Origin of the sequence: Pseudodesulfovibrio sediminis, assembly GCF_020886695.1 — a bacterium.
Taxonomy (GTDB): Bacteria; Desulfobacterota; Desulfovibrionia; order Desulfovibrionales; family Desulfovibrionaceae; genus Pseudodesulfovibrio; species Pseudodesulfovibrio sediminis.
In genome coordinates this window covers 2464241-2482228 of sequence record NZ_AP024485.1, presented here as the reverse complement: position 1 = coordinate 2482228, position 17988 = coordinate 2464241, and the positions used below count along the sequence as shown (strand labels likewise).

General features: G+C 50.3%; 14 protein-coding genes. 5 read left to right on the top strand and 9 right to left on the bottom strand.

Going from position 1 to position 17988, the window contains the following annotated elements; genetic code table 11:
- The first annotated feature begins 121 nt into the window (after nt 1-121).
- Complete coding sequence (locus SRBAKS_RS11920; RefSeq protein WP_229591118.1) at nt 122-601, top strand: hypothetical protein; 480 nt, start codon at nt 122-124, stop codon at nt 599-601.
- 90 nt (nt 602-691) lie between these two features.
- Here SRBAKS_RS11920 and SRBAKS_RS11915 read toward each other — a convergent pair whose 3' ends face one another.
- The 8 genes from SRBAKS_RS11915 to SRBAKS_RS11880 all read right to left on the bottom strand — a co-directional run bounded on the left by SRBAKS_RS11915 (nt 692) and on the right by SRBAKS_RS11880 (nt 10868).
- Nucleotides 692-2965, bottom strand: a complete 2274-nt coding sequence (locus tag SRBAKS_RS11915) for a tetratricopeptide repeat protein (RefSeq protein ID WP_229591117.1) — start codon at nt 2963-2965, stop codon at nt 692-694.
- Nucleotides 2966-3088: 123 nt separating this feature from the next.
- Nucleotides 3089-4498: a sugar transferase gene (locus tag SRBAKS_RS11910; protein ID WP_229591116.1), complete on the bottom strand. Its 1410-nt coding sequence runs from the start codon at nt 4496-4498 to the stop codon at nt 3089-3091.
- 157 nt (nt 4499-4655) lie between these two features.
- Nucleotides 4656-5774, bottom strand: a complete 1119-nt coding sequence (locus tag SRBAKS_RS11905) for an ExeA family protein (protein ID WP_229591115.1) — start codon at nt 5772-5774, stop codon at nt 4656-4658.
- Between the two features lie 132 nt (nt 5775-5906).
- Nucleotides 5907-6704: a P-loop NTPase family protein gene (locus SRBAKS_RS11900; RefSeq protein ID WP_229591114.1), complete on the bottom strand. Its 798-nt coding sequence runs from the start codon at nt 6702-6704 to the stop codon at nt 5907-5909.
- Nucleotides 6705-6728: 24 nt separating this feature from the next.
- On the bottom strand, nt 6729-8489 hold the full coding sequence (locus SRBAKS_RS11895) for a Wzz/FepE/Etk N-terminal domain-containing protein (RefSeq protein ID WP_283816467.1): 1761 nt from the start codon (nt 8487-8489) through the stop codon (nt 6729-6731).
- 18 nt (nt 8490-8507) lie between these two features.
- Complete coding sequence (locus SRBAKS_RS11890; RefSeq protein WP_229591112.1) at nt 8508-9677, bottom strand: porin family protein; 1170 nt, start codon at nt 9675-9677, stop codon at nt 8508-8510.
- Between the two features lie 51 nt (nt 9678-9728).
- A complete protein-coding gene (locus SRBAKS_RS11885) occupies nt 9729-10301 on the bottom strand; it encodes a polysaccharide biosynthesis/export family protein (protein ID WP_229591111.1) in 573 nt (190 codons plus the stop codon).
- Between the two features lie 105 nt (nt 10302-10406).
- On the bottom strand, nt 10407-10868 hold the full coding sequence (locus SRBAKS_RS11880) for a PilZ domain-containing protein (protein WP_229591110.1): 462 nt from the start codon (nt 10866-10868) through the stop codon (nt 10407-10409).
- A 376-nt stretch (nt 10869-11244) separates the two neighbouring features.
- Between SRBAKS_RS11880 and SRBAKS_RS11875 the strand changes: the two genes are divergently transcribed.
- Nucleotides 11245-12696: a sigma-54-dependent transcriptional regulator gene (locus tag SRBAKS_RS11875; protein WP_283816466.1), complete on the top strand. Its 1452-nt coding sequence runs from the start codon at nt 11245-11247 to the stop codon at nt 12694-12696.
- Nucleotides 12697-12830: 134 nt separating this feature from the next.
- On the opposite strand, the gene SRBAKS_RS11870 is transcribed toward SRBAKS_RS11875, so the two are convergent.
- The gene (locus SRBAKS_RS11870) at nt 12831-14261 is read right to left on the bottom strand and encodes a UTP--glucose-1-phosphate uridylyltransferase (protein ID WP_229591108.1); all 1431 of its coding nucleotides are present in this window, start codon (nt 14259-14261) and stop codon (nt 12831-12833) included.
- Nucleotides 14262-15098: 837 nt separating this feature from the next.
- Here SRBAKS_RS11870 and SRBAKS_RS11865 point away from each other — a divergent pair.
- From SRBAKS_RS11865 to SRBAKS_RS11855, 3 genes are all read left to right on the top strand, one after another.
- Nucleotides 15099-15452 (top strand): VanZ family protein, encoded by a 354-nt coding sequence (locus SRBAKS_RS11865; RefSeq protein ID WP_229591107.1) that lies wholly within the window; start codon nt 15099-15101, stop codon nt 15450-15452.
- Nucleotides 15453-15459: 7 nt separating this feature from the next.
- Nucleotides 15460-16251, top strand: a complete 792-nt coding sequence (locus SRBAKS_RS11860; RefSeq protein WP_229591106.1) for an undecaprenyl-diphosphate phosphatase — start codon at nt 15460-15462, stop codon at nt 16249-16251.
- A gap of 342 nt (nt 16252-16593) precedes the next feature.
- Complete coding sequence (locus SRBAKS_RS11855) at nt 16594-17943, top strand: UDP-glucose dehydrogenase family protein (protein WP_229591105.1); 1350 nt, start codon at nt 16594-16596, stop codon at nt 17941-17943.
- Nucleotides 17944-17988 lie beyond the last annotated feature (45 nt).

The following is a 17988-nucleotide window of genomic DNA, read 5'->3' as shown; positions in this document are numbered from 1 at the left end:
CTGCTCTCCTCATTTGATAAAATGTGCTTATCATCTGATTTAACTAGCTTTTTTACCATGGCACAGCAAATGCAAACGACCTTTGTGGAGTATTGAAACCTGTAACCCGTGGAGTTCAAAAATGAAAAAAATGGCCCTCTTCTTTTCTTTGGCTTTGGTCCTCATAGCAGGAAGTGGTCACGCGGCTACTTTCTCCTTTGATAACCTGCCAGCAGCAACCGACCCCAGTGGATTTACCATGCAGGAAGAAGGTGTATCTGCTGAATTTACAGACTTCACCCTCATCCATGACGGCAATCTGTATGACTATTTCATGGTACCAAACCCTACTGCTTCCATTGCTTTTGATGCCGCTGTTGTTCTGGATGACATGACCTATGATTCCTGGAATACACTCCCCGGCACAGCCTATCTGGGAAATGTCGCCACGCACTTCTGCGACATTTCGGGTGCTATCGGCAAAACCTGGGATAAAATTGTCCTGGACGGCACTTTCTCGATATCCGAAGTAAAAACCAGCCCCGTACCGCTTCCCGGAGCAGCCCTGCTCCTCATATCCGGTTTGATCGGACTGGTTGGGCTGCGCAGCAAACAGCAGTAAAAACGATCACCCAACAAATAAGAGCCGTTGCACGCACAGTGCAACGGCTCTTATTATGTCAAAGCCAGAATCCTGAAAAAGGACGCTGCCCTAAAGCGTCTTGAGCAACTCTTCAAAGTCTTTCCGCTCGGGAAACACCTCTCCGCCGGCCAACGCCTTGTTCACGATTTTACGCGCTTCGGTCGTGTACGACCATTTTGCCAGCACCACGGCCAAGTGGTAGGCCACCACCTTATTGTCGGGCACCTTTTCATAGGCCTTGCTCAAGGTTTCGATGGACTGTTCCCGGTTACCTTGCAGATGGTAAACCCAACCAAGCGTGTCCATGGCTTCCGGGTTCCCCTTTTCCGCAGCGACCATTGCCAGGTCCAGGGCCTTGTCCAAGGTGGCATCATCCTGCGCAGTCTGTGCGTAGAGGTAGGCAAGATTATTGGCCGCAGGCAGGAAGTCGGGCTTCTTCTTCAGGACAGACTCGTATGCCTTTGTAGCGCGGATAACGTCCCCTTTCGTCTGATATATCAGCCCAAGCAGGAACTCCTCAACAAAGAGATCCGGATTCTTCTTTAACGCCAGACGGCACTCCCTGATGACCTTGTCTATTTCATTGTCTGCCCAGTGCATACCGATCAGACGCTGATACGGCACTGACCAATCAGGAGCCAGTTCACTGGACTTTCTGAATTCCTGCTCAGCAAGGTCACTGTTTTTTCCAGACAGCGCCAACCGTCCGAACATGTCGTGCAGGGCAGCACTCTCCGGCATGGTGTCCAGAAGCTGCTGCTGGAACGCCCGCACTTCCTCCATCCTGCCCCAGGCAAAGAGTGCGAACAGCTTCCGCTCTATCGCCGCCGCAGACTTGGGGTGGAGTTTCAACGTCTTTTCATAGTACGCAATAGCTTTGGCGTATTCCTTTTCTGCCTCTGCCACCAACCCCAGTCGCAACAATGCCGGGCCGTGTCCTTCAGGCAATTTGAGTACGGATTCATAATAGGTCTTTGCCTCGGCAGACGCTCCCTGCATCTTTTTGGCATCTCCGAGTGCCAGCAGCAAAGAAGGATCGTCAGGTGTTTGCTCCAGGAGCCTGTGCAGTTCCTCTTCTGCGAGGTCCCACTGCCCGTATCGAGCATAATACTTGACGAGAAGACTCCGGGAAGGAGAGTAGTCCCCATTGCTTTCAAGGATATCATGAAGCTCCTCTACAGCCATCAGGCCCTTGTCCTGAGCCAGATAGGCTCTGGCGAGCAACTGCCGCGCGGCATAGTTCTCCGGCAGCTCCTTTCTGACAATTCTCAAGTCAGCGATCGCACCCTCGGTATCATTCAGCCCCAACCGGGCTTGCGCCCTGAGGAACAGGACCTCCGGGGATGAGTCGCGTACAAGGGCTTCTTCAAGCGAAGCAAGGGCCGACTCAAAATTCTCTTCCATGAGGTACAAAGCGGCGAGTTTTACAAACGCCTTTGCCGACATCGGCAGATCCGGATACTCCTCCACCACATCCTGCAGAACGGATACCGCTTCATCATACTTCTTCTTGGCAATGAGAATATCCGCACGGGCCATCAGTATCCGTATGTCATCGGTTGATTCCTCTGATGCCTCTTCAACGACGGCCAAAGCCTTGTCGTAGTCCTTGTTTCGAACGAGGAATCCCACAAGCCCTAATCTGAATTCGACATTCTCCGGGTTGGAACTCGCCAACTCTCTGAGCATCGACTCGGCTTTGACCTTTTCTCCCGAACGTTCATACAACCGCGCGATCATCAACCGCACAGGATCTTTTTTTTCGGCTAGATCAAGGAGTTTCATGTAATGCTCTTCAGCCTTGGCATACTCCTCCATATCCCCTGCCAGGGATGCGGCCTTATACTGCAACGCAACGCTGTCGGGCATTGCCCGTAATGCCTTGTCCAGAATGTCGACTGCCGCCTGAGTCGCCCCCTTTCTTTGATACACCGATACGAGGCCCATGACGGCGTCGGTGTTCTCGGGATGCTCGGCCAGGATGGTTTTGAGCAGAGACTGGGCCCCTTCATATTTTTCAGACTGAAGCAGGCTCCCCGCCTTCAAGAGGTGTGCATCAATGTTTTCCTCGTCCTTGGCCAAGACAAGCTCAACGATTTCATTGACCTTATCGTACTGCTGCGACAGCAGGAACATTCTACCCAGGCCAAGCTGGGCGTCCAACAAATCCGGATCAAGCTGAGCGGCCTGCTCATAAGCGCCGAAAGCGGCACCCCAATCCTGCTCCGTAGCGGCGCAATTGGCCAACACAAGAAATGCCTTTGCATTTTTCGGGGCGAGCTTGATCGCATTCTTCGCCTCAACCTTGGCTTCTGCTATTTTGCCCTGCTCATAATACTGCATCGCACGCTCAGTATATTCAGCCCCCCTTTCTTTAGAGGAAGAACAACCGACAAGAACCAGGGCACACAGCACACATAAGCATATTTTTTTCATCATCGAACTGACTCCAAGTGCAGACATGTATCAAGATGCTCCTTCTCTACGAAAGATTACCCAGACAGTTTTGAATAAGATTTTAAGATCGCGCATAAAACGCCATTCATCAATATAATCAAGATCAAGACGCACTACGTCTGAAAATTCGTTTATCTGATTACGACCAGAGACCTGCCACAACCCGGTAACTCCCGGTTTCATGGAGATTCTTCGCCGCTCAGACTCGGTGTAATGTGCAACTTCGTCCGGCGTCGGCGGCCGCGTCCCCACCAGACTCATCTCGCCTCGAACCACGTTGATGAACTGCGGAAATTCATCCAGAGACGTTTTCCGAAGAAAGGCTCCGACGCGCGTCACCCGGGGATCATTCTGCATCTTGAACATATGCCCGTTCATCTCGTTCTGGGCCATCAGCTCCTTCTTTCGCTCTTCAGCGTCGCAGTACATAGATCTGAATTTATACAGCCTGAACTTCCTGTTGTTCTGACCAACCCTGACCTGGGAAAAGAGAATCGGCCCTGAAGACTCGGCCCGGATGGCGATTGCAATGGGGATATACAGTAAAGCGAAGATGATGAAGCCGACAGCTCCACCGATGAGATCAAGCAGGCGCTTGTAAAACAAGCCTTGAGCATCGATAGACAAGCCGTAGAGACTCAGGACCGGGATATCATCAATACTGCTAACCTTGACCCCCCATTTACCATCTTGAGGAGTGAACATGGCGGGCACGATACTGCAGGTTAACCCCATGCTTTTGCAGATATCCAAATAGCGGGGGAAATCAAACGGGACTCCTCCCGCCACAGTAAAAACGACTTCGTCTATGTCCTTTTCTGTGGTGATGGCCGCAAGGTCATCGGCCACTCCCAGGTACGGAACCCCCTGAATCTCACAGATGGAGCCAACGGAGAGCGAGCCGACAAGAGAATGCCCCCAGCTCTTTTGCCGCTGGAAGGCGTCGTACAGCGCCTGAACCCTGTCCGCGCTGCCTATGAGCAAAACCCTTCTCAAACCATAGGCATCGCTTCGCCGACGAAAGAAGAAAAAGAGAAGAGCGCGGATGAACACCAGTCCGATAAAGACCAGAATGGCGTATGACCCCAGGAATATTCGAGATATGCTCTCGGACTTGAGAAAAAACAAGCCCAGGGTCAGCAGGGAAAAATCAACGGCAACGGCAAAGACAATCTTTCTCAAGGCACACCAGGGCGGAGGATTGAAATCCGAAGCATAAAAGCCGAGTTGTCCAAACACATAGCAGTTAATAAGCATCAGAAACAGGACAATGGAGATGAACAGGCTTCCCTCCATGACCAACGAAGAGCCGCCCACCACATACCGGATGTAGAACGCGCCATAGCCACCTATGATAATAACGAGACCGTCCAGCAACAAGGCGACACTCGTTGTGACATATACTTGTTCTTTATACATATATCAGCTCCCGTCTGGTATCTTCATCATTACTCTTTTGAAGAAAAAGACGACCGCAATGAGACAAACGAATCACCCCAAAAGAATACCCATGTACTCCGATCAACCTGCACATCATCGAGTCCACCAGTTCTATTTTCTCCGTTCGGGAAGGGCGCTACATACAGAAGGCAAAAAACAGATTGGAAAAAGCCTTCAACAAGTTCTTCTTTCGAATCACTTCACCCTTCTCTTCCAGAGCGTTCTCTTCCAGATCATTTTTTCCCATGCACGGACTGGAACGACTCTCAATTCGTGATTTCAAACGCTTCTGCTCGTAAGACAAGGCTAAGAAACGCCCGTAATATTCCTCTGATCGAACGCGCTCCTTATCAAGGAGATCAGTCAATGACTTGATTATATTTTCATGCCCCTTGGCGAGGGAGCCATCAATCTGTCCGGCCTGCCAGCTCACCATGGCCGTGAGGTTGGCAACCTGCCCCTCCAACGCGCGCACTCGATTCAGGACAGACTCGTCAACCTTGCCCAGGCTTTCGCCTTCAGCGACAGGGGAATGTCCAGCCTCAACCGCAAACTCTCCGGGCTCAAGGCCTGGTTGCATGATGAGGTTGTCATCAATGACCTGCTGCATGACGCTCTTGGATATCTGCTCCAGAGAATCCGCGTACCCATAGACAAGGGCGGCATTGCACAGGATATTGGTCGAACGCGGAACCCCGCCGGCAGCTTCATAGAGAAGATCCAGAGCGGCGTCGGAAAACAGCTTTCCATCACTGGAACCCGCCATCTTCAACCTGTACTGAATGTATTCACCAAGCTCTTCACGGGAGAGGGGCGTCAGATGATATTTGATGGCAACACGCTGCGCCAACTGCTCAAACCCGGGGCTCTGAATGGTCTCCCGCAACTCCGGCTGGCCAGCCAGAACAATCTGAAGCAATGGCTGTGTGTCCGTCTGCAAATTCGAAAGTAGCCGGACTTCTTCCAAGGCATCTGCCGAGAGGTTCTGCCCCTCATCGATAACCAGCAGACACCGGCGGCCCTGTTGGTACACGCCAATCAAATACTGATTGAGCATATCCAGATTCCTGGACTTGTCCGTGCCGACACCTTCAACTTCAAACTCAATCATGATCAATCGCAGAAGCTCTTCGGCACCCACGTTCGTATTGAAAACGACAGCGACCTCGGTCTCGTCGGTCAGTTCCGTAAGAAGATACTTCAGCAGGGTCGTTTTCCCTGTTCCGATATCCCCGGTAAAAAGCACCAGCCCCATGTTCTCCGAAAAACCATATCGTAGATATATCAGAGCAAGTGCATGCTTTTCACTCTCATACAGAATCCCGGGGTTCGGGATTATGTTGAAGGGATTTTCTTTTAATTTGTAGAAATCACAAAACATGACAGCCTACTGGGTTATGTGTTTGTTGAGGATGACACCAATAATGTGGGCCTCTCCCAGCATCTCAACAGAAGCTCTGATATCGGCTTGAGACGTCTTTCCTTCTTCAACAACCAGAATTACGCCGTCTACATATGTTGAGAAGACCAGGGAGTCCGGCATATCCAGAAGGTGTGGACAGTCAAAAACGACATACCGATCAGAAGACTGTCTTTTGAATTCCCGAACCATCTGCTGCATTTTAAAAGAGCTGATCAAATCGGCAGACTCGGATGTCGCCTGACAAGAGGGCAGCACCACGAGGTTTTCAATCCCCGGATTGACCATGAGCTCGGACGGTTCGACCTTACCGACCAGATAGTCTTCAAGGCCCGCTTCACCGCCCCGGCAGACGCCAAGCGTTTTTGCGACCCCGGGCCATCGCAGGTTGGTATCGACCAGCAAGGCTGTATGTCGCGCGTCCCGAGCAATGCTCATGGCCAGATTGATGGCAACAATCGTTTTGCCTTCGCCACGCCTTGGGCTTGTCACCATGATGGAATTCAGCCCCTTGTTGCGCGTATTCTGAAAGAGCTTTGCCCGCAGCACGTTAAAGGCGTCCCGGATATGCTGGGCGCTGCCATCTGTCAGCAAACGATTCTTCTCCAAGTGCCCGTCAGGGGCCTCCTGAACCGGCATATTCTTGTAGCTCTGCCCTTCCCAGGCCTTTCCCATGGAAGAGCGGGAACGATTTCGGGTTCCAATATGGACATCTTCCGGCCTTTCCACCTGGGCCTTTTTCAATGCTTTCGCTATCTTGCTCATTGAATATCCTTACTGCACAGAGCGTTAGACAATTCTCTGCACCTTGTTGATTATTTTGAAGAAAAGAATATCAATCGGAAGAACAAAAACATGGAACAGGAGCGTTACCATTACAACGCCCCCCACGGAGGCAACCACCAGGAACACCTTGCGCCTCCGTTGTCTCCTGATCTCCTTGGCAGTCTGGACATAGGGGATGACCCCGAGAACAGGCGCAGGTATCATCCCGGACAGGGTCCCATCGTCATGAACAGAGCTGTCCAGAAGCTCCGCCATCAATATGCAACCTATGCCCACCCCGATTGAAAGCACCATTGCGACAACGAACAACACTGCTCTTCGAGGTTTGTAGGGCTTTTCGGGCAGTACAGGCGGTTCGACCAAAGAGAACTTTTCGCTGACATGCTCTTTTTCAAGTTCCTGAGCCTGCCGTGCGGCCAGAACCTTCTGCATCGTCTCCTGATATTTCTGGCTTGAATTCTGATAGTCACGCTGCAGTTGCAGATAGGTCTGTTCAACTTGCGGACTGTGCTCAATATAGCCCACATACTCATCATACTTCCTGCGCAACTCAACGAGCATTTGTCGCTCATTGCGAATCTCAAGCGTTGTCGCCTCAATCTGCGTCTTGAGATTGATATAAGCGGGATTTTCCTGATCCAAATCCACATCCAGCTTCAACATACCCTGATGATTGTCTGCTTCCGCTTGCGCCTGGGCTTTCTCAAGGCTGGCGACGCGACTTCTGGCTTTGATGACATCGGGATGCTGTCCGGTGTATTGACGCTCCAGGCTTGTGAGTTTCCGACGCCAGGACTCAAGCTCGGCGTTTATATCCCGTGCCGTGTTTCTGGCCGTCAACTCCGCTTCCAGCAACGCTATCTGGCCGGTGAGCTTGACGACATCAGGGTGCTTTTCCGAATGGATGGCTTTGGCTGAGAGGTATTGACTGCGCAGTGACTTCAGTTCTTCTTCAGGCGTCATGATCCGTTGCCCTTCAGCGGTGTACGAATACGCCGTCTGATCGACAGTCGCCAACTGGCCTTCCAGATAGACCTTCCGATCCACCAGGGTTTTGACCATTTCCTGACGAGCATCAATATCCTTTTGCACCCTATCCAGAGACTGCAGGTTAAGGGCCATCATTTCCGGCAGGGAGCGGTAATGCTTTTCCTTGAACTGGGCGACCTTTGATTCAGTTGCAGACACTTCTTCACGAAGCTGATTCAACTGTCTCGTCAGAAAATCATAGGTTGTGTGGGCCTTTTCCTCTCTCGTCCGCAAATTCTCTTCCAAGAAGAGTGAGACGAGAGCGTTGGTGGTCTGCAGGACCTGTCTGGGATATTTACCGTCAAAGGCTATGGAAAAGGCTATGGTGGCTGTTGTCGAACGCCCGGTGTCACTGACGACATCAGCCTGAATATTCTCGACTATGATGTTTTCACGCATCTTTTCAAGAATCTCTTCCGAGGTCAGGATGTCCCTGTCCTCTTTATACAGGCCAAAACGCTCGATAACCCCCAGCAAGTTCTTGCGACTGAACGCTCTTTGGCTGACAGACTGCAAACGCTCCTCAATATACCCGGTAACAGTTGACTGCACGAGCTCTTGCGGAACCTCCTGGCCTTCGACAAGGATGGTTGCTGACGCCGTGTAAATGGACGGAAGAATGATTATAACAAGCGAAGCAACGAGAAGCGCGGCCGCAGCAGGTATGGCGAACAACCACCGCCTCCGTTTAAATACACTGATATATATTGCAATCTCATTTGTAGCTGTTTCCATTGTATTCCTTGCAACTCTCTAAAAATCGGTCGGGAAGGCGTACTCAAAACGTAGTGCCATCCGATTCTGTTGTTGCTCTTTTTGCGTTCTCAAATCTTTTGTATTGGTGAACTTGTATTCCAGTCGTATTGTCATGTCCTCTGACAAGCGATACTTGAGCCACGGCCTGACATAATAGGTTCGGTCCCTGTCACTGGAGATCAGGCCGTTCGTTTCGGTTTCGTAATATGCCGTCTCGCAATACAATGAGAATCGCTCTGTAAAGGCATAGTCACCCGAAACCCGCCCGCGAGTCCGCAGAGACGACTCTCCATAGATTGAAGGTGAGACTTTCCGGTCTGCACCAAGCGTAAACTTCCACCGCTCTCGGGAGTACGTCCCGGAAAGATCAAAGCTGAAGAATGTTTCCTCGTTGGTCATATCGGGAAGGGTATCGAAGGAGACCTTCGAATCAGCATATCCGAGTCCAACAAGTCCTTTTAAATCGATAAGTTCAGAAGGTTTATAGCTTAAGCCGCCCATGACCATATACACGTCTTCGTTTGTATCCCCGTCCAAACGACTATAGTGATAATTCGTATAGGAACCCTGCCAAATGAGGCTCACCAGTTCGTTGTTCAAAGCGTGTGTCCATCCAACAACACCCCCTCTGGTCGTACTGTCAGGGTTGTCCTTGCCCGCGTATCGAATGGTGGAAAGAGGGAGCCCCAGTGAGAGCTGATCTTTTTCCGTGGCGTTCCACATCGCGCCCGGCATGACCATGTATTTGCGTCGCAGGGCCTGTTCCGTCACACTGCCGGATTCAGTATATTCATCGACAAACGTGTGGTCATAGCTGAAAGAACTCTCAAAGTTCAGCAGGAACCTCTCAGTGAGATAACGTTCGCCACCGAGCCATAATTTGTAGTTCTCCCGGTCGGAATCCGTGAGTTCGGCATATTTGAAAAAGTCCGCGCTGCCGCCTCCGCTCAACGTCCAGTTTTCCTGTCCGTATTCAAGCTTAACGGCCGGCGTACTCCTGAACTCCCAGTCCGATTTTCCTTTGTACTGAACATTATCATCGTATGCAGATTGCACCATGATTGAGGGGGTGATTTCTCCTTTCCCGGCAAATGCGGATGCACCTGTCACAAAGAGAAAAACCAACGCGCTGAAAACAGAAAGCAAACGCAAAGTTGATATCTGCATGAATTTAGCTGCCTATAGGGGAATATAACAAAGCTAGGAGGTGAACCTTCATCAAGGGATCAAAAGGGTGTCACCGGGTTCAAGCGTGATGTTTTGGTCCAACCCATCACCGGCAACTGCTTTGACATAATCAAAGGGAAGGTATGTTTGCTTCCCATTGTCTACGCGAACCACCAGAATTTCGTCGCTCTCTGCAAACGGAGTTATTCCGCCAGCCAGGGCCAACGCCTGCAGCACGGTTACCCGCCCACTCATAAGGTAGACTCCAGGACGATTCACTTTACCAACAATGTAGACCTGAGCGCTTCCAAGCTGTTGCAGCATGATCGTAACCGACGCATCCGGTATGTATTTTTCCATGCGGCTGGCAAAGTCTTTGCGCAACTCTTCTACCGTTTTTCCAGCAGCCTGCAGTTCTCCAACGAGCGGAAATGAGATCTTCCCATCAGGCCGCACGACAACGGTGGGCCGGGTCAATCGCTCATCGTCCCAGACAGATATTTCAAGGACATCGCCTGCCCCCAGAGTAAACGTATCCATTGAGACGGCGTTTGCCATGGACACATATGAAAAACAGAGAACGAAAATCATCCCAACAGTCAGCAAGGCACGCTTTATATTCACTGGAATCATCCTTAATTTTTAACTGCTCAAGTCCAATGGGACAGAACACTGTTCATGCATTCCATTCAAAATACACCACTCACAGCGACAACCCCGGGATGCGTCCTAGCTCTTCGTATACGCCTGAATAATCTGAGCCAGTATATGAACATCCCCTTTGACCAATTCCACACGGGTTGCACTGCACTTCAATTTCATCGGCTCCATTTCTTCAGAAAATGTGAACACAAGTTTAAACCTCAGGGAACATTCCCCGACACTCACGTACTGTCCGCGCACCTTCTTGCCAGGGCATATGAGCCTAACACCGTCAGACGAGATGTCCTTGATTGTAACCAGCTGATATATTGAAGAGTTAATATCCTTTTTTTCAACACAAATCACAGCTGGAATACTGATATCAATACGGCTACAGGCTCTCCGCTCCTTTTCACTGTCATGCTGACGGACAAACCGCTCCACAATTCCCTTGAGCAGGGCCTCAGGAGAAGTACCAGCCTCTCTGGCAATCGCGTTCACCCGAAGTGCCAGGGCCTTGGGTACACAGTATCCAATCTCATCATTCACAATTCACTCACAATTTGTTCAACGATTACATGGAATAATCATGCCAATGTTCAATAGTTCAACCATTTCGGATTAAAATGGGGAGAGGCAGGTTATTCTACGAGAGCTGTCCGAAAAAACCAGACGCCACAGTCTTCACAAAGTGCAGGATGGAAATGCAGGCAATGTGTAAAGATCACTTTTTTTGCACATGATTTCCTTTTTATTTCTCTTCATGCATACACCGCGTAATTACGGAAAATGCATTTTGCCTACTGCTCTGGTATGATACATGGAATGCGTGTCGTAAAACCAGATGTAAAAGGCACTAAACCAATTGGTATCAACGAGATAGCCGGTTAACAGTTCTATACTTGACCGCAAAATAAGAAAGAAAATGATAAAAATTCTACTTATAGACCACTCGGAAGACTTTTGTCTCCTTTTCAAGGAGATTATGCAGCGTCTTGAAATGCAATGCATTTATGTGGAAACTCTTGAAGAAGGTTTTACAGAACTACAGAGCGATTCATATGATGTCGTACTGTTGGATGTACACATGGAGCACAATGACGACCTGTCGCATATTCCCAAGCTCCTCTCTTCGCCCAACACCCCTGACGTCATCGTCATTTCGGAAAACAGGGATGGCGATGCCGCTGAACAGGCCATCCGTCTGGGGGCATGGGATTACCTTGTCAAACCCTTCAGCCAGGTGGATTTCGAACAATGCCTGACCCGCTGCCTTCAGCAGAGAGACGCCCGAGAGAAGTTTTCTGCTGAAACGCCATTCAACAGGGGATCAATCATTGGAGATAGTCCGCTGCTGCTCAAGGCCCTTCGATGGGTTGGAATCGTGGCCCGCACGAAATGCAATGCCCTGATCCTTGGAGAAACCGGGACAGGCAAAGAGCTCTTTGCCCGCGCCATTCACGACAATAGCGACCGCAAAAATGAAAGCTTTACTGTCGTCGATTGCACAAACCTCCCGCACACGCTCGCTCAAAGCATTTTGTTTGGTCATAAAAAGGGAACCTTTACCGATGCCAAAGAAAATCAGGAAGGGCTGTTTAAACAGGCTGATGGCGGCACGATCTTCCTTGACGAAATCGCGGATCTCGATCCGACCACACAAAAATCCATACTCAGGGTTTTACAGGAGCGCTCATTCAGACCGCTCAGTTCAAAGAAGGAAGTCAAAAGCGACTTCCGCCTTGTCGCCGCCACCAACAAAGATCTGCATGCAATGGTAGAGGAAGGAACATTCAGGTCGGATTTGTATTTCAGGCTGAAGTCCTGCCTCATCACCCTTCCACCACTCAGGGAAAGGCTTGAAGATTTGGAGCCCATAGCGTCTCACTGCACCAAACAAATTTGCAAAGAACAAGGGGTCCCAGTCAAACGACTGTCCGAAGATTACATAGAGAACCTCAAAAAATACGACTGGCCTGGTAATGTTCGTGAACTCATCAATACGATAACGTATTCGGTTACCAACTCGTATGAAGGTAAAATACTTAATCCATATTCACTCCCCCGCGAACTGCGCATGTGCATTGTCAAAACCACTGTTGAAAACAGTGATTCGTCTCCTGCTCCAAAAAAAGTTACTGTTCTGCCCGAAATGGAGACAAAGGCAGAAAGCCCCCCGACACTCAAAGAGGTGCGCAATGTAGTGGTATCGCAGATGGAGGCCGAGTACCTGTTGAATCTGATGCGAAAGACGGACGGCGATATCAAAAAAGCGTGTAAAGCCGCAGGGCTTTCTCGGGCACGACTCTACGAGTTGCTACAAAAACATGATATTGACTACCGGCATATCACAGTCGAGAAAACCACGCTGAAATAGTATTCCATCGACTACACTTTTCAGCCACCAGCCCGTTGTCTTTTCCCGGCTAATTTGAAGAAACAAACAACGCATAACGACACCGCTTACCAAGGGGAGGGGAGGATTAATCCCCTCCCCATTTTACTTCCGCATTATAGGGCGAGCTCTCCGCTCAGGGCCCGTCCGGGAGGTATTGTGACCTGTTGCTTTGACTTGTTGACAATTTTAACTGTGCCCGAAAGCTCCACGTCTCTGTGGAGACACACATCACCCAGAATTGACAGCTCTCGACAATTCGCCAGCGACGGCACGCCATCAGGGAATCGTGAAAAGAAGTCACCAATTGTCGTGTACACCTCCGGGTCCAGCCTGATATTGGGCAACCGTTGCCAATCAGCCTTGCAGACAATGGAATCCTGATCCGTGACATGAAAGCAGTCTGACATTGTCAGCATCAAGTCGCTGATTGTCTTTACTGGTGAAAAACGACTTCTTGGAACGACGACAGCGCCTGCTCCGGGGAAGAGAGAAATGGCCGACCCCATGGCCGTCTCCAACTGAACGATCTCCGGAGAGGTCAGATCACCTGGAATCGCCCGTTTCGGGTTGACTATGAGCTGAAGCGAAAACTCCCTGTGTTTCAGGAAAGCCTCTTCCACAGCCTTCAGATCCAGCCAAATGGAATTCGTGTTAAAGAAGGAATATTTATTGATATCCTGAAATGCGTCCATATCCTTGGGTGCGCATTGGGAAACCTCACGCAGACCGAGGGTTCCATCAAGTCGTTTTACAAGATGTCCACCCTTTCGATCCTGGCTGGTGCGTTCGCACACCTCCATAAGGAAAGGAATCTTCTTGCGCACCATATACCCGAGTAAGGCCGGATTAAAAATGGCGCCCAGGTTGTCTGAATTTGAGACAAACACATAGCGATACCCAAGCAGCAGCAGGCGGCGCATAAGGCCGGAGGTCAACAAGGACGTATAGATGTCACCATGCCCGGGAGGGTTCCAGTCATATTCAGGGGCTCCCTCCATTTGCAGTGGCGACATATTATCAACACGTATACGAGGGTAGCGATGCTGTTGAAAGGACAGCGGGATATTGGGATCGCCGTTGATCACATTTTTCAGTCTTTCGTTCGTCTGCTCTTCCGTCCAATAACTGTTCATGAAAAGCAGCGGCAGCTGCGCACCAAACTCGGTGCGCATCAACTCCACCTGACTCAAGATCAAATCCAGAAATGTCCGGCCCTCTTTGATGGGCAAGAACGATTTCGGTCCATCAAGCCCCATGCTTGTTCCCAAACCGCCATTCAGCTTGATGATGGCCGTGTTGGGCAGAGCGGCAATACCGTCATCCTTGTATCTATCCATCGTGTGCAACGACGGAAGTTCGTGCGAAAAAACCGGAGCAATATCGTCTTCCGCCAGACATGCCTGATTCCCTTCGATAAATTGCGCCAGGTGCTTCTTGAAGGCGTTGATGACTATGGCTGGAGCACTGTCATCAACCATTTTCTGTTCAAACTGCTTGAAACAGGTATGGAACAAATCGTTTTCTTCTCTGCTCAAGGAAGCCATTTCTTAACTCTCCTAATTTAAGGATGTATCAATGATGCCTATACATACGTCACGACTATCGCCTGTATCATTTACAAACACACAGCCCGGCGCGGCACCCTTTTTAACAAACAGGTAACATCACCGCATGCATCAGACAGAACACGCTATCCTGCCTCTACAAAACTTTTCTTATGATGTTGTTGAGACTTTAATATATTTTTTTTCATTTTTGATTTCACTCCTGAGAATTGTATAGACAGCAATCGAAGACTCAAAACAAATCAGCACCAATCAAGATGCAACGCTATATTCTCTATCCGATCAACAATGCTGTCTTTTACGCTCACTTCTTTCATCCCATCTTCATATTGTACATTGGATGGAGGTGCTTCATGATTGGAGCAATATTTGCTTACCCCCGATTCTGAGTTTGTCACAACGGGAACCAGCAATTGCAACGCAAACTGCTAAGAATATGCCAAAACACATAACCGTCTGGAAAAGCGACTTTTTCAATCCGCCATTGTGCGAAGAATCCTGACCAACACCGTTATTCCGCTTTTGTAGGACAACCACACCCACACACACCATGACGCCGCTATTTGAAACCAAAACGAGGGGAAACATTGACGCATGGCGCTGCATATTGATTCCACCCCCCTATCAGGCGGATGCTCACGGTTCGGCGTCATCAGGAAGACGTGTGTGCAGGATTCTTGAAAGCCGGCAGGCGTACGGGAGGCATGCCCCTCTCTGTGATCCAACCCAGAGGATGAAGTCGTCTTCATTCTCTCAAAAAATAAGGCGAAAAAAGATGATACCACTCCACGACGCACTCAGTGAGCGGTCCTGATAATGATGCTTCGACTACTCAAACCAATATGGTTTATCTCACTTTGTCTGGTTGTCGTTTTATCGGTTCTTCCGGGATCCCCGATTCCACACATTGGGCACCTCGATAAACTGCACCATTTTTCCGCATACGCCTGGCTTGCCTTTCTGCAGGCGTCCTGCCTCAAAACCACTCGATCCAAGATCTTGCTGGCGGCCTTCCTGCTGCTGCTCGGCGGGCTGCTTGAACTGGTACAGGCCGTCGTCCCGAACAGGGACAGCTCGCTTGGAGATTTGGCGGCAAACACCGCCGGCGTAATCATCGGAACGGCCATTGGCACATGGGGTGCCTTTCATTTTCGCGATTCAAAGGAGTGATAGTCCAATGACAGCATGGTACATAGCCGTTATTCTTGGCATAGTAGAAGGCCTCACGGAGTTCCTCCCCATATCCAGTACGGGGCATTTGATCATTACCGGACACCTGTTGGGGTACACGGGACCCAAGGCTGAAACTTTTGAAATAGTGATCCAGTTGGGCGCCATTCTTTCGGTGGTCGTGCTCTATTGGAACCGCTTTCTCGGTCTGCTGAAGCCGGATACGCAAAAGCGGTTTTCCGGCCTATACGGAATATGGCTTCTTGTCCTGACTTCTCTGCCCGCCTCTATCCTCGGGCTCTTGACCCATGGTCTGATAACGCAACACCTTTTCACACCATCGACTGTCGCGTTCGCCCTTATTGTCGGCGCTATCATGATTCTTTTCGTAGAAAGAAATCCGAAAAAAGAAGCCATCACCTCTTTGGATGAACTCACACCCCAGCTTGCCTTGGGAATTGGCCTCTTCCAATGTCTCGCGCTCTGGCCAGGGTTCTCCCGGTCAGCCGCCACAATCATGGGAGGCATGATCCTGGGCACAAAGCGCACAGTCGCTGCCGAATATTCCTTCATAGCAGCGGTGCCGATCATGATCGCTGCGACCGGGTATGACCTGATCAAAAGCTACCAGCAATTCAACCAGGGAGATGTCGTCTTTCTCGCCATCGGCTTCGTGGTGTCTTTCCTCACTGCCTGCCTTGCCATCAAAGGATTTATCCTGCTTTTAGGCAAACTGACTCTCAAGCCATTTGCTTACTACCGGCTGGCCCTGGCCCCCCTGGTGCTGCTCTTTTTATAACAACCCTTCAGCCGAAAGAACCTGTTTGGCCTTGTATCTGTTTTTTCTGGAAACCAGGCGACGCCTTCCTTTGATCTGGCAGGCATAGAGAATATCAGGCGCTTTGCATGCTGCGCCACTGCAGCCTTGACGCCTGCATCGCAACCGATCCGGCTCGTCCATTTTTTCAGGAGCGCTTTATGAAACAGACCGTGAACACACGCCTCGACCCTCTAACCGCATGAATATGTTACGTATAGGAAGCGTGGCCTGCCATTTGCTGTATTCCCGTGAATACGTTGTCACTGGCTTTCAAATTGCATTCTGCCTTCAACTTAAACCAAATATATTCCGGAGTTCATAATGAATATCTGCATTGTCGGCACTGGCTACGTTGGCCTTGTATCCGCCGCCTGTTTTTCCGAAATGGGCAACACTGTTTTTTGTGTAGATGCAAACCCGACTGTCGTGGAGGCCCTGAAAAATGGTAAAATCCACATCTTTGAGCCGGGCCTTGAAGGAATCGTCACAAGAAACGCTAGGCAGGGTCGCCTCCATTTCACCACGGATCTCAATGAAGGGCTGGAACACGCCGAAATCGTCTTCATCGCAGTCGGAACCCCCTGCGGAACCGATGGTGTCTGCGATCTTTCCCATGTTGAGGCCGTGGCCAGTCAGATTGGCCGGCACATGACCTCTCACAAAATAATTGTCAATAAATCCACTGTTCCCGTAGGCACGGCAGATCGCGTTCGTTCACTCATTTCAGAAGCATTGAGAAAACGCGGTGAAGACATTCCGTTCGATGTGGTTTCCAATCCCGAGTTTCTCAAGGAAGGAGACGCGATCAACGACTTCATGAAGCCCGACCGCGTCATCGTGGGGACCGAAAACGAGAACACGGCCTTGATTTTGCGAACGCTGTATGCACCTTTTGCACGCAGTCGTGAAAAAATCATCGTCATGGATACCCGATCCGCAGAAATGACCAAGTATGCCGCCAACTGCATGCTCGCGACCAAAATTTCATTCATCAACGAGATTGCAAATATCTGCGAACGTGTCGGTGCAGATGTGTCTGATGTCCGAATGGGCATAGGGTCGGACAGCCGTATCGGGTATCACTTCATCTACCCCGGTGCCGGATATGGTGGCTCATGCTTCCCCAAGGACGTCAAGGCGCTCATCGGCACTGCGGCAGAGAACGACTATGAGGCGGCCCTCATCAAATCCGTGGACAAGGTCAACAATGCACAAAAGCATATCCTGTCCGCTAAAATCAGCGATTATTATGCACCGCAGGGAGGCGTAAAAGACAAGACGCTTGCACTGTGGGGGATTGCCTTCAAAGCCAACACTGACGATATTCGTGAGGCTCCGGCCATAGAGATCATCAAAGATCTTACGGAGAAGGGCATGAACGTGCGCGCATTTGACCCGGAAGCCAACGAACGGGCATGTGATCTACTTGCCCAGGTAGACAGGCTGACTATTGTCGAGGATCAGGAGTCCGTGCTGGACGGCGCAGATGCATTGGCTGTCATCACTGACTGGAATCAATTTCGCAACCCGGATCTGGACACCATCAAAGCCAAGCTCACAGCGCCCGTCATTTTCGACGGCCGGAATCTATACAACCCCGTAGAGATGGGCAAAGCGGGATTCGCGTACTTCAGTATCGGCAGAAGGCCGATCAATGAAGACGTGCGGTAGACTTCCAGGCTGTCAGACATCCACCGGACTCTCCAAAGCGAGAGA

Coding starts and splice junctions, on each gene's coding strand:
- SRBAKS_RS11920 (WP_229591118.1), top strand. CDS start 122: ATGAAAAAAATGGCCCTCTTCTTTTCTTTGGCTTTGGTCCTCATAGCA.
- SRBAKS_RS11915 (WP_229591117.1), bottom strand. CDS start 2,965: ATGCAGTATTATGAGCAGGGCAAAATAGCAGAAGCCAAGGTTGAGGCG.
- SRBAKS_RS11910 (WP_229591116.1), bottom strand. CDS start 4,498: ATGTATAAAGAACAAGTATATGTCACAACGAGTGTCGCCTTGTTGCTG.
- SRBAKS_RS11905 (WP_229591115.1), bottom strand. CDS start 5,774: ATGGGGCTGGTGCTTTTTACCGGGGATATCGGAACAGGGAAAACGACC.
- SRBAKS_RS11900 (WP_229591114.1), bottom strand. CDS start 6,704: ATGAGCAAGATAGCGAAAGCATTGAAAAAGGCCCAGGTGGAAAGGCCG.
- SRBAKS_RS11895 (WP_283816467.1), bottom strand. CDS start 8,489: ATGGAAACAGCTACAAATGAGATTGCAATATATATCAGTGTATTTAAA.
- SRBAKS_RS11890 (WP_229591112.1), bottom strand. CDS start 9,677: ATGCAGATATCAACTTTGCGTTTGCTTTCTGTTTTCAGCGCGTTGGTT.
- SRBAKS_RS11875 (WP_283816466.1), top strand. CDS start 11,245: ATGATAAAAATTCTACTTATAGACCACTCGGAAGACTTTTGTCTCCTT.
- SRBAKS_RS11870 (WP_229591108.1), bottom strand. CDS start 14,261: ATGGCTTCCTTGAGCAGAGAAGAAAACGATTTGTTCCATACCTGTTTC.
- SRBAKS_RS11865 (WP_229591107.1), top strand. CDS start 15,099: ATGATGCTTCGACTACTCAAACCAATATGGTTTATCTCACTTTGTCTG.
- SRBAKS_RS11860 (WP_229591106.1), top strand. CDS start 15,460: ATGACAGCATGGTACATAGCCGTTATTCTTGGCATAGTAGAAGGCCTC.
- SRBAKS_RS11855 (WP_229591105.1), top strand. CDS start 16,594: ATGAATATCTGCATTGTCGGCACTGGCTACGTTGGCCTTGTATCCGCC.